At 35.5% G+C, this 12,737-nt stretch carries 9 protein-coding genes; all 9 read right to left on the reverse strand.

Features of this window, described 5'->3' with window-relative positions:
* Nucleotides 1-178: 178 nt before the first annotated feature.
* The 9 genes from R6X41_RS12825 to R6X41_RS12865 all read right to left on the reverse strand — a co-directional run bounded on the left by R6X41_RS12825 (nt 179) and on the right by R6X41_RS12865 (nt 12,536).
* Nucleotides 179-1,198 carry a peptidyl-alpha-hydroxyglycine alpha-amidating lyase family protein gene (locus R6X41_RS12825; RefSeq protein WP_318500740.1) on the reverse strand — a complete coding sequence of 340 codons (1,020 nt, stop codon included), beginning with the start codon at nt 1,196-1,198 and terminating at the stop codon, nt 179-181.
* A 60-nt stretch (nt 1,199-1,258) separates the two neighbouring features.
* Nucleotides 1,259-3,550 carry a right-handed parallel beta-helix repeat-containing protein gene (locus R6X41_RS12830; RefSeq protein ID WP_318500741.1) on the reverse strand — a complete coding sequence of 764 codons (2,292 nt, stop codon included), beginning with the start codon at nt 3,548-3,550 and terminating at the stop codon, nt 1,259-1,261.
* 34 nt (nt 3,551-3,584) lie between these two features.
* On the reverse strand, nt 3,585-4,973 hold the full coding sequence (locus R6X41_RS12835; protein ID WP_318500742.1) for a sulfatase family protein: 1,389 nt from the start codon (nt 4,971-4,973) through the stop codon (nt 3,585-3,587).
* An 89-nt stretch (nt 4,974-5,062) separates the two neighbouring features.
* Nucleotides 5,063-6,256 (reverse strand): redoxin family protein, encoded by a 1,194-nt coding sequence (locus R6X41_RS12840; protein WP_318500743.1) that lies wholly within the window; start codon nt 6,254-6,256, stop codon nt 5,063-5,065.
* Between the two features lie 65 nt (nt 6,257-6,321).
* Nucleotides 6,322-7,263: a family 43 glycosylhydrolase gene (locus R6X41_RS12845; RefSeq protein ID WP_318500744.1), complete on the reverse strand. Its 942-nt coding sequence runs from the start codon at nt 7,261-7,263 to the stop codon at nt 6,322-6,324.
* A gap of 48 nt (nt 7,264-7,311) precedes the next feature.
* Entirely contained in the window at nt 7,312-8,718 is a 1,407-nt protein-coding gene (locus tag R6X41_RS12850) for a sulfatase-like hydrolase/transferase (RefSeq protein WP_318500745.1), read from the reverse strand.
* 510 nt (nt 8,719-9,228) lie between these two features.
* Entirely contained in the window at nt 9,229-9,462 is a 234-nt protein-coding gene (locus R6X41_RS12855) for a sulfatase-like hydrolase/transferase (RefSeq protein WP_318500794.1), read from the reverse strand.
* Between the two features lie 1,073 nt (nt 9,463-10,535).
* The gene (locus tag R6X41_RS12860) at nt 10,536-12,140 is read right to left on the reverse strand and encodes an alpha-L-fucosidase (RefSeq protein ID WP_318500746.1); all 1,605 of its coding nucleotides are present in this window, start codon (nt 12,138-12,140) and stop codon (nt 10,536-10,538) included.
* 264 nt (nt 12,141-12,404) lie between these two features.
* Nucleotides 12,405-12,536: a hypothetical protein gene (locus tag R6X41_RS12865; RefSeq protein WP_318500747.1), complete on the reverse strand. Its 132-nt coding sequence runs from the start codon at nt 12,534-12,536 to the stop codon at nt 12,405-12,407.
* Nucleotides 12,537-12,737: the final 201 nt, after the last annotated feature.

Below are 12,737 nucleotides of genomic sequence, written 5' to 3' on the forward strand. Positions count from 1 at the left end.
TATAATTCACGTTATTAAATGTTTTCTATCAATACCATCTTTTATTATTTTTAACTTTTCGTCATCATTTTTTATTAATTTTAATCTATACAACAAAACAAATACACTATTTGAGATATGATTTTTTGCATATTTAAAAAGTATAAATCAAGTATGATGTTATGCCTTCGTTTTTATCTTATTCACTTTTCTCCAATCGAAATTTTTGAACTTTGTTGCCTAAAATATCCCCAACGTAAATACTCCCTTCATCGTCAATTTGAATATCGTGATATCTTGAAATCGGCCCCTCATAAAATCCTGTTCTACCAAATTGCACTTGAGGGTTCATGTTTAAATCAAATCGAAAAATATCAGAACCTTTAACAATTGTATCGTTTAAAGTCAAATAATCTATTCCAAACAAATGGTTATTTTGATTATCAATAGTAACAGAATATAATTCTTCTGCTATTTTATTCTGCCAAACGGCAATAAACTTACCTTGACTATCAAACTTTTGAATTCTATTATTATCACGGTCTGCAACATACACATTTCCGTTTTTGTCTAAATCAATTCCATGTGGAACATTAAATTCTCCTTGTTTATTGCCAAATTTTCCCCATTCTAATAAATATGTTCCATCTTTTGAAAATTTAACAACTCTGCTGTTTGCATAGCCATCACTTACATAAAATGAACCATCGTCTGAAACAGCTATGTCTGTTGGAAGATTAAAGTGTTTAGAATCATTTCCTGGAACTTTGGCTTCACCTAAAGTTAAAAGTAAATTTCCATTTGCACTAAATTTAAAAACTTGATGCAGGGCTACATCTGTAACCCAAACATTATTTTCTTTATCAACCTCCAAACCATGTGGCATAATAAATAAATCTGCACCCCAATTTTTTAAGACTTTGCCGGTTTTTTTATGAAGCGTAAGAATAGTATTTTCTTTAATATTATCTTCTGGCATTATGTCTTTCCGAACTCTGCTTGCTCTATGAAAAACCAAAATATTATTTTCAGAATCAATCCCGAGTCCAGTTGGACTTCCTAAAATGAGGTTATTTGGTATTTTTGGCCAATCTTCTACTAAAACATACGAATCTGGACTTTGGGTTTCTTTTTTTACAATCTTTTTTTTAAGGTTTGTACATCCCAATATCATAAATGCTAATAGAAAGTAAATACTGCTTTTTAGTCTATATTTCATCTGTTGTTTTTAAACCAAATAGGCGCTTTATGATCTTGAACTTCTTTACTGCTAATAATTTTAATCATATCTAAGAAATACAAGTCCAGTATCATCGGTAAACACACGACCTTCTCCATTTGTTGTTCTTCTAATAAATACGGTTGCACTTGTACTGGATGGACCCGTTTTGAAATGCAAGATAGAACGAGCCCAATTTTGTTCGATACCACGGTGTTTACCAAAAGATGGACTGACGGTCTCGATATCACCGTAATCACGCACACCTAATTCTGCTCGCTCATTATTTTCTGTTTTTAGAAATCCGGCAAATTCATACCATGTGTTTGGCGTAAGCCCCGTAACAACTTGTGCAATTTCTGCATCTGGCCCGAGTTGCATACTACTTACTCCCATACGTAGGTTTGCAGTATCAGGGGTTATTTGTCTTTTATTTCCCAATTCTGGAGTAGCTTCACCTTTAACCAAAAACCAAGGAGAAAGATGATCGTCATATTCAAATGCCGTGTTTTCAAGACGGTTTCTGTGCAAGGGTTTTGAGCGTGTTGTATCAACTATGGGTGGGTTATCAAAGTCATGACCAACCTTCCATTTGGGACCGTTAAACTCATAAGCACCCATGTCTGGCGCTTCACCTTTAAAATCCTCATTTATACCTGTTAAAACAATACCATTGTCAATGGCAGGTGAATTTTCTGGGAGGTATTTGTTATCAACTATATCCTTATAATTAACTAGACTGTTACCCCATTCATAATTATCTGCAGTTATACTCGCAGAAGCTGAAAAAATATTATTAAAGAACCTACAGCCATGCATATCTGGAGCATATTTATTTCCCCAAGCAGATTCAAACCCATGCTGTTCTGCTGAAAAAGTATTGTTGTAAATTAGATGATAATATGCATAATGATTGATATGAAGAGCTCCAAATCCTACACCCCAAACAACATTGTGGTGTGAAATAATATTCTGCGTACCATGGTCATAATAAAGACCCATGGCTAAATGTTCATCGAGATTATCATGTAACCAATTGTATCGTACCTCAGAATTCCCTCCTTCAATCACATTCCCGTAGGTCAATCCTAAATCGCTTGATAATAACCCCGATTCGCTCATATCGCAATACTGTATAAGCGCTTTGTACATCCCTCCATAATGGATGACAGTACGTCCACTGCGCCTCAATGTACAATGACTTATAATATTACCCTTTCCCTGTAACGAAACACTACTCGCATTTGTACCAATATAATCTGTGTCGTGAATGTAGCAGTTGATAATCTGATTGTACTCACCATAGAGTCCTACACCGCAACCCGAAGTATAAGCAACCTCGCTATTCCTAAGAATACAGTTTTTCCCCAACATTGGAATACCTTTATCGCTTTGATTCCCAAAATATACATTGGCTTGAGATGAATGATAGGCATTGTAAACTCTCAGACCGTCCATTTCAATATGAGAAGATTCAGCATTCATATCAATTGTTGCACCACGAATTTCCATGTTTTTAACCTGAATGAACGCTTTGTCTTTAAGGTCAAAAGCATTCATACGTTTCTTAATATAAATATTGTTACTAGGAGTAGTGCCATTGGATCTATAAATATAAAGGGATTGTTCTTTTGTATCGTAAAACCATTCATTATCTGTATCCAATGCATCCTTACACCCGAAAACAAAGAACTCCTCACCCTCCTTTGTAATATGCCAACTGGTAGTTCCTTTACCTGGAGCTAAATTTTCAATTTCCAAGAACCCCTTCCCGTAAGCCATAACTTTCGTTGTCCAATTACTCCAGTGGGCACCAGCATGTATCCAAACATGAGCGCCAGTGTAATCGAAATCTGGCAATCGGGAATCGACAATTTTTTCGGGTGTTGTATTAGCATCCATTAAATCTAATGTTGGTTTTAGCAAATCCTCTCCTGTATTAGGCCAACGTGCTTCTATCATGGCTTTTTCATTCATAAAAACCTGATTCTCATGACCAAGATTCATTTCTATTTTGGCTTTGAAAAGATTTTTAGAATCTTTTTTCCATAGCGTTGAAGACACTTCGTCAAGCCCAGTAATGATAACTTTATCATTTTTACTTAGAGGTCTAAAAACAATAGGGTTTGACTTTGTTCCAGAATTTGCAGGTACTATTGTTTCAGAATAGATCCCTCCTTTTATAAAACACACATCACCAGGCTTCATGATATCTGCTGCTTCCTGAATCGTTTTAAAAGGGGAACTCTTGGTACCATTCCCTGAATCGACAGTACTAGCATCGACATAATAATCGGTTGCAAAAATTATTTTTGTAAAGAATAAAAGGGTTAGAAGGATTAAATTTTTCATAATATATTATTTACTGAATTCTAAAAATTAGTTTTTACTCTACCTGCCTAAGATTCCTCCTATCTACTGAGATGCTATTCTCATTTGGCTCAAGGGGCAATGTTTTTTCCCATGCATATACTTTCTCTAACAATTGCTCTACTATGTCTGGGTACTCTGATGATACATCAATATTTTCAGCCCAATCACTTTCCAAATCGTACAATTCAGTCTTCGCCAAATCTGTATTGGTAATTAATTTCCATCTACCATCTTGAATGCCATGCTTCGGCCAAATAGATTCGCGTAATTTTGGACCTTCCCATTCCCAATAAATAGGTTTCGTTCTTTTAAAATCTTCTCCTTTAATTGCCGCTAATGCACTTTCTCCATCAGGTTTATAACCATTGGGTAATTCTAATCCAGCAATCTCCAGAAAAGTGGGCAATAAATCTACAGCAGTTACTACAGAAGTTGAATCCCGTTTACCCTTGGTAGCTACACCTGGCCATCGAACAATAAAAGGCACACGAATCCCGCCAGCATACAATGACCTTTTTTCTCCTTTTAAGCCTCCAGTCTCTCCTACTGAATAATATTCTCCATATCCACCCTTTAGGGATTTATCAGAATCGCTATGCGCATATTCCGGACCATTATCAGAAGAAAATATAACCAGCGTATTGTCATCAATATTTAAATCCTTTAATAAATTTAGAATGGATCCGACACCAGCATCCCCTTCTGCTATAATAGAGGCATAAACCTGTTTACGCTCATCTAAATCCTTATATTTTTCCATATACTCTTCGATCGGATAAAATGGTGTATGTGTTTCATGTATCCACACATTCATAAAAAAAGTAGTGTCCTTATTTTTTTTGATAAAATCTAATGCACGCGGAACACTTTGTTCATAACTAATATTTTCTTTTCCTGGTGCATTAAAAGCTGCATATTCATCAATACCATAGCTTGTAAGCAGAGGAGCATCACTAGCTCTATTATCTGCTAAATGCCATTTACCAAAATGACCTGTTTTATACCCTGCTTTTTTTAATAATCTAGGTAGCATAGGTGCATTAGGGTCTAACCAATCCGGCATATCATTTTCAATTTGGTGGTCTGCCCTAGCAAAATGTCTATGAATAGAATATCTGGCTGGGTAATGTCCTGTCATAACCGCCACCCTACTAGGAGAACATACGGGATTGTTTACTGTAAAATTCTCAAAATCAATACCTTCACTTGCCATTTTATCAAGATTAGGCGTTTCAACAAACGTACTCCCATGAATACCCAAGTCACCATATCCCCAATCATCTGCGAAAATGAAGATAATATTAGGACGTTTGGAATCTTCAACATTTTGTTTCTTTTCCTGGCTCTTTTTGCATGACACCGTAAAGGCTATCATTAATAAACTGATGAATAAATTCTTCATGAATACTTGATTTTTTATTGTTTGTTTTCTAAATAAACTACCCCGAGGCAGAGCCATCGGGGTATCTTGATGTTCCGTTAGAAAACAAATTATCTATATCTACGAATCAAATCATGGTCTACAATAGCCCTTCTTAACTCAAGCATATCCACTTCTCCCTGATGTGTATAAACTTTTTTACCTCCCGGTTCAACTAACAAGGTATATGGTAATGCACCACTCCAATCGGGATCTATCAATTCTATAAGTTCATATAAATCATCTTCTGAATAAATGTAATTTTGTACAGAAGCTTGCTCTTCTTTTAAGAACTTAGAAACCTTATCTTTTATCTCCATTTTATCGGTAGAAACTGAAACCAATTGAAAATCTTTCTTACCATACATTCTTTGTAATTTCACCAAATCCGGAAACTCTCTAACACAAGGTCCACACCATGTTGCCCAAACATTAATCAACTGTAATTTTTCAGTGTTATTTGCTAATAATTCTTTGACACCTTCATTATTAATCTCATTTAAAACAACTTCACGTTGTGCCCATTCCTCATCAATTTCTTTAGAATTCTCTGCTTTCCACGACCATTTAGTAGAACAACCGATTGATTTGGTGCTCGGATTACTTACGACTTTTCCTGCCAATAATTCTTCAACAGCTTGAATCATATCTTCAGATTGTCCAATACCTTGTGTTTGATCGGCATCTATCCTTCCTTCATATCGTAGCTTTCTTTCTTTATCCAATATAAAAATATGCGGAGTAGCCATGGCACCGTACGCTAAAGAAGCTTCTTGCAAATCGCCATCATACAGGTATGGGAAATTATATGCTCTATGCTTAGCCCTTATTTTCATGTCTTCATAAGAATCACCAACATCAGACCACGAATGTTCTGCATACATTAGACCCAATGAGCTGGCAGAATTAATGGCAATAACAGTAACGCCTTTATCTTTGTATGCTTTAGTAAATTCTATTATTCTAGTCTCATAAGCCTGAGAGGTTGGGCAGTGATTGCTTGTAAAAATCATCACAATTATTTCAGCGTCTTCATAGTCTTTCAAACTCTTAAATTCGCCTTTCAAATCCGGTAAGTTGAAATCTGGAGCATCTGCACCTATTTCGAGCGTAACGACATCTTGTTTTTCAATTTTTACTGGATTAGCTACGAATTCTATATTTAAATCTTGTACTATTTCTTCTTGTTTTTTCTCAGTATTCTTACAAGATGAAAATAATATCAGCAATGCTGAAAACAGGAATGCGATTTTAGTATTAGTCATTTTATTAGTAGTTTTATTAATTAGTATAGATTCTATTTAATTTTATCATAGTAAAACCAATATTTTTATTCACCTTTCGTACTTACAACTTTTGCTTTGTAATTAGGGTCAACCGTATAAATAATTGGTTTAATTGTCCCATCTGGGTTAAAGGTCATTTTTTCAAAACATACTGATTGACGGAAAAAAGTACCGTTGTTTACATCTCCACGGTGATAGAAAAAATACCATTCTCCTTTAAATTCTATTACAGAGGCATGATTTGGTGAGTCTGGTGAATTTTCTGCTAGCACCCCTTTAAATGATGCATATTCTGGTAATGGGTTATCTGACATCCAATACTCTGTATTTGGGCCTACGCTTGCATGAAAATAATAGGTGCCATTTCGTTTAAAAACTTGAGTTCCTTCTTTTACTTCTTTATTACTCAATCTAACCCAGTCTCCATCTAACTCAGTCATATTATCCTTGAGTTTTGCTCCCATTATATAGGTTCCAGGTTCTCCAATATCTACTTTATGATCGTTACCATAAATATACGCCTGACCATCGTCATCCACCATTACACTAGGATCGAATATGCTAGTTATTTTGTCTGTAACGGCTTCTTCCCAAGGACCTTCAGGGTTACGACTTTTAGCCACACCAATATGGGTTTTATCATAAGGAAAATAGAAATAATACCAACCATCTTTGTAAGCCACATCGGCAGCATTCATTTGTCCGTCTGCCCAAGCGTATTCTCTTGGTTTTAATACAACGCCATGGTTAATCCAATGTATCATATCTTCTGTTTCCAATACCACATAATCCTCCATGCTTCCGTAAGTCGTTGCATCTGACTGATTGCGCGAGCAGTACACATAAACCTTATCGTTGTAGACCTTTGCTGCTGGAAACGCCGTATAAGTAAAATTGGTATCGGTATCCCTAAGAATCGGGTTTTGAGCGTTACTCAACTGCTGAACGGTCAATAGTATTAGTAATAGTGGCGTGACATTTTTCATCTTATTACAAAGTTTAACATTCAATTATTACTTAAAAATCTGAATTGATTATTTAAGAGTCGCTCTTTTTTCAGAAAAACAATTATCCGGAGCGCTTGTTGGCAATGTGGCTTCAAAAGTGTGTAGTTTTTCCATCATAGCAACAACCCGCTCTGGGTTTTCAGCAGAAACATCGTTCTGTTCCGCCCAATCATTACTAATATTGTAAAGCTCGGTTCTATTAAGTTTCTCGTTGGTTAAAAGTTTCCAATTTGCTTCTTGTATTCCAGCGCTTGGCCAAAAATCTGTTTGATTACTAGGAAATCTCCAATCCCAATAAATAGGCTTAACTCGATGATATGACTTTCCCTCTAGTGCCGACACAATACTTTCGCCATCAGATTCATAGTCTGCTATAATACTTACTCCTGCTACTTCCAAAAAAGTGGGCAATAAATCTACTGTAGTTAACTCTGTAGTCTTATCTATAATGCCTTCTGGAACTGTTCCAGGCCATCTCACTATAAATGGAATTCTTATACCCCCAGCAAACAAAGAGCGTTTTTGCCCTTTTAACCCTGCTGTTTCACCCACTGAATAATAGGTGCCTAAACCAGGTCCTGTAGAGGCATCATCAATGGTTTTTCCTTTACCTGTTATTTCTGGACCATTATCTGAAGAGAAAATAACTAAAGTATTTTTATCTATACCTAATTCTTTTAGCGTTGAAAACAGCTCACCAATTCGGTCATCATATTCTGCCACCACTGCAGCATAAACTTGTTGCTGCTCATCTAGATGCGAAAATTGCTCCATATATTTCTCTTTTGGATAATGAGGCGTATGTGTTGCATGAATCCAAGCATTAACAAAAAATGGCTTTTCTTTATTTTGTTTTATAAAATCGATTGTTTTGTATATGGTAGAATCTGCATCCATCTGATGGCGTTCTCCTGGTAAATTAAATGCACCATAATCATCATAACCATAATCCAAAGGCGATGGACCATCTTTTACATGATCATTAGATAAATGCCACTTACCATAATGAGCCGTGACATAGCCTGCATCTTGTAACATCCTAGGCAACATAGGCGCTTTGGGATTTAACCAATCGGGCATATTACGTTTTATATGTGACTGTACACTAGCAAAATGCCCATGAACTGAGTGTCTTGCTGGAAATTGACCTGTCATTACACCTACTCTACTTGGTGAACATACAGGATTAACTACTGAAACATTTTGGAAATCGATACCCTCAGAAGCCATTTTATCTAGGTTTGGCGTTTTACAAAAAGTACTGCCATGACTTCCTAAATCGCCATAGCCCCAATCATCAGCAAAAATAAAAATAATATTAGGCTGCTGTTTTTCTTCAATGACTGTTGTTATTTCAATTTTTTTATCCTTGGTATTACAAGAACACATAATACTTAATATTATAATATTAACAAGGGTAACTTTTAATTTCATATTCACTTTTTTAAATCTTATTCTTTATTTTATAATCCTATTATTTCTGAGTAGAAAATGTTTTGATTCCATATTGATAAAAAAAATAACAACATCTGTAATTCAAAATCATACTAAAAAAGCAAATATAATTTAGTAACCCTAATTTCAATTACTCATATCAATCATTTTGTTGCTCTTTTCATCAGGGTAAACACTCCCTTTTTTACTAAAATAACAAATACAAATCACTGATTTTTAAATATTTAATTTAAATAAAGACTCTATGTTTCATTAACAATAAATAAGTTAGCCTTATGAATAGCGATAGTAAAATAATAAATATTTCAGGTATTGTAGAAGACCCTGGAAGCCATATAAACCAATTACAGGACTTAGTTGACTCCTTCTTATCGGTTTAATTTCATTGACATGTGGGGCAGAAACATGGAAAAAAATGACTGCATATGCCACTTTAAAAGAAGTGTTTTCTTAGGGAATTTCTAAATCTAAAGCGGGCTGACCTTCTAACTACTTATTTTTGAAGTATTGACCTAATAGCCCTTCTGTTTTTATGCCGTTTTGATTAGTTGTAGATAAGTATTTGGTATCAATAGCACGAGAAGCGGTACAAACTGGTTGAGCAGCATAAAAGTTTGTAAACCTCATGCCTTTGCTTGCCATATGGTCTAGGTTAGGAGTTTGGAAACCTGTTGCTCCATAGCTCCCTACATCACCATAGCCTTCATCATCAATAAGTATGATAAAAACATTGGCTTTTTTGTGTTTTGATTTTGTTGACTATAGCTAAAAGGAACAGACAAAACCGTAGTTAGTAGTATTAAAATATGATACTTCTTTATTGTTTCTGAATATTTAATCATACGTATAAATTATTTTTTTCAGCACGTTTTTTTTATACTCTTAAATTTATTTTACACCAATTATTATTTCCATGTTATTTTTGCTTCACCCATTTCATGTTTCAACAGAGATTTTTTCTATTCTTTTTTAAAGATTATCTGTTAACAACACTCATTTACGTTTTAATTGATGTTTCTTGTTGTTTTTAATTAAGCCTGTTCTGCAATATAAGTGTTTGCGTTTATACCTCGTTTAGGTAGGTTTCGCCTTAACTCCCTTGACACTGTACTTCTATGACCAACTAATATTGAAGCTGTTTTTATTTGACTTAATCGAACTTGTAAAAGACATTGAATTTGATGCAATTGTAGCAACTTAAAAAATTATTATTTTTTTAAAGGACCAGAACAAGTTACTCTTATGTATTGTTACTGGGAAGCTATTTTTTTTAACCTGTTACTTCCTAGTAAAACATGTATCATGCTTCGAATCGTTTATCAATTCGGATATACATAATGTCGCTCAGGAAAGCAAAAATCACATCTTCTTAGAAGGTGGCTTTAGATTTCTCCAATATGGTATTTGCTTTAATTACATATAACTCTTGAAAACTTAATGGTTACCTTGTGCTCTGAGAGCACCCCTGAACTTTGATATAGAAACCTCGGGAGGAATAAGAACCCGCAATGAACATAATCTACGTGGACATTAAACGTCACAATCTTTCCACTCGCAAAGCATTTAATATTATTTTCAATTAGTTCCTTAATTTCTCTTTTCATCTCCCGAGTGAGCTGTGGTAATCACAATTAATAACCACATTAATTAACAACTAAATTATAGTACTCAGTTATTAATTAGCTTTAAACTATACTATTACCGGCTGGTGGATCGACAGATTTAGGTTCGCCTTAACGTGGCTAAAGATACAAGCCTAAAGACGATGGATTTTCTCCCATTCCCCGAATCTGAAATTAATATCCTTTTATTGCTTTACGCACCTGCTTCATGATATCCATACAAACGGGATTAAAAAAGGGATGTTCCGCGGTTATATCCGAAGTGCTTGTAAGATTTATGGTGATAGGTATGTTCGCTTTATCAAATTTCTTAAAGATCTCAATGTACTCCTCGGCAGAATAATGAGGATCTTTCTTGAAGGTTCCATTATAGGGTCTGTTGTTTATCCAACCATCCATATAAATCCAGATAACAGGATTAAGCCCTTCGTACTGGCCATTTTTTTCGAAAAAAGAGTCGGGGTAAATCGTAGTTTCACTATAATTCCCATCCGTAACCGTAAAATCACAAAAAGGGCTCAATCTTGGTAAAATATTCTGACTCCAACCAACAGGTGCATTTGGATTTCCCGCCTTAACAGCTTTGGATAAAGCCTCCCATGGTGCATCATACTGGTATAGAAAAAAACCACTATCATCGACATAGCCAGCTGTTGAAGCCAAATCTTCGCCATACCTGAGGCTCACCTCACGAAAAAGAGATTCTAAAAACTTAAAATATCCTGATGGATCAGGGGTATCGCCATCACCATAAACATTGCCATATAAGTCATCCATGCCACTGTTTGGATTGTAGTATAGCATAAAGCGAATGTCATGTTTCTTAAGGCCATCAATCAGCTCCCTAATCAAATCACGTTCACATGTAAATCCGGGCTTTAATTGGTCAATTGTATTGTTGGGACCCGGCCAGTGCTGGTCCCCATGTCCGCACGTAAAGATCACCCAGGACGCCCCTGTTTCTACAACAGCTTTAACAAACGCATCCACATCAAACGCATCCACCATTTCATGATACTGGCTTCCTAATCGTGTATTGCCGTTAAAAGCATATCCCAACGATGAAAAATGCACAAATAACCCATATTTACCCTCTTTCATCCAACTGATATCTGCCTTCGTAGATTTAACTCGGGCTTCAATTTCCGGGAGTGCCTCCGTACGTACGAGCTCAATAGACCAAAGTCCAAAACTATTATCAAAATTAGGATTTCTCTTTTCACCCTTAAGGGCTTTTTTAGCTGCTGAAATCTGTAACTCGGGTACATCGACCAAACGCAGCGTAATTTTATTTATGCCAGCCTTTAAGACTAAGTTTTTCTTCAGATGATGTCTTTGAAAAAAGGGTTTCCAGTCCCATGTGGGTGGGTGGGTTTCTTCCTTAATTGTAGTGGTCCCTGATGTAATTTCTACAGTACATTCCGAAAGGACTTCACTACTTCCACAATAAAGAAGGGCTATAGCGTATTGGCCTTCAGATGGAGATTCCACTTCCCATGTCATTATATCATTATCGTTAATAAAACCGTAAACTGCGGCATCTTTTACTAGCTTGGGTGTGGAACGTTCTGCATGGGTAAGATTTCCGTCAAGCTCAGCCCGATACCCCATTATGGTTGTAATATCATTTGACCTAAGTTGCCAAGTTTTGGGAGCCCAGTTAGGGTGAATAACTCTTTGCTGGGAATTGGGTAAAGCCTGTGCTGACACTTCCGATGCTCCACAAACTGTTAGAATCATCAGTAAACTAGATATTCCAGAGATAATTGATTTTTTCATACGTATAATTTATATTTAAACAGCTAAGTTTGATTCAAATTTCTGTTTATTCTTATTTGTATTTTTAGTCAGGTTTTCCACCTTTTCAGGTAAATTTGCCGCTATTTCCTCTTGATAACGTTCATCTCCAAAGGCTTCACGACAAATTTCGTGGTATGGCTCTTGTTATTTTGAATTATAATTTTCTTAAATGTTTACATAAAGCAAAGGTACTATGTTTGTTTGTTTGATGGTTTTCATTACCGCCTTCTTATCATAGCAACTTTAATAATCAGCATATTGCTCCAAAATTGGATTAACCAATATTTCTATAGCAGGAATAGGGTAATATTCATGCCTAGAGATATCGAATAAACTACCACTCAATACGGATGAGTCGTTAAACCTTTCTTCCAATATTCCCCGTTTTTTTTTAATCCATCCATCTATTTTCTTCCCGCTAAGTTCAATACTCGTTTCTTTCTAATAACTATCCTAAAATTATCCTGTAAAACGGTGACATCAACAGGGGGCATATTTGCTCTAGCCTCACCCTATTAAATGCAGCTAGCGCATCAGCAGTAGCTCTATTTTCCTCTGGAAATATAGAATTTCATT

This window comes from Formosa sejongensis (assembly GCF_033447105.1).
Taxonomy (GTDB): Bacteria; Bacteroidota; Bacteroidia; order Flavobacteriales; family Flavobacteriaceae; genus Formosa.

What these genes read in the sequence shown, in the direction of transcription:
- R6X41_RS12825 (WP_318500740.1), bottom strand. Translation starts at nt 1,198, where the DNA reads ATGAAATATAGACTAAAAAGCAGTATTTACTTTCTATTAGCATTTATG.
- R6X41_RS12830 (WP_318500741.1), bottom strand. Translation starts at nt 3,550, where the DNA reads ATGAAAAATTTAATCCTTCTAACCCTTTTATTCTTTACAAAAATAATT.
- R6X41_RS12835 (WP_318500742.1), bottom strand. Translation starts at nt 4,973, where the DNA reads ATGAAGAATTTATTCATCAGTTTATTAATGATAGCCTTTACGGTGTCA.
- R6X41_RS12840 (WP_318500743.1), bottom strand. Translation starts at nt 6,256, where the DNA reads ATGACTAATACTAAAATCGCATTCCTGTTTTCAGCATTGCTGATATTA.
- R6X41_RS12845 (WP_318500744.1), bottom strand. Translation starts at nt 7,263, where the DNA reads ATGAAAAATGTCACGCCACTATTACTAATACTATTGACCGTTCAGCAG.
- R6X41_RS12850 (WP_318500745.1), bottom strand. Translation starts at nt 8,718, where the DNA reads ATGAAATTAAAAGTTACCCTTGTTAATATTATAATATTAAGTATTATG.
- R6X41_RS12860 (WP_318500746.1), bottom strand. Translation starts at nt 12,140, where the DNA reads ATGAAAAAATCAATTATCTCTGGAATATCTAGTTTACTGATGATTCTA.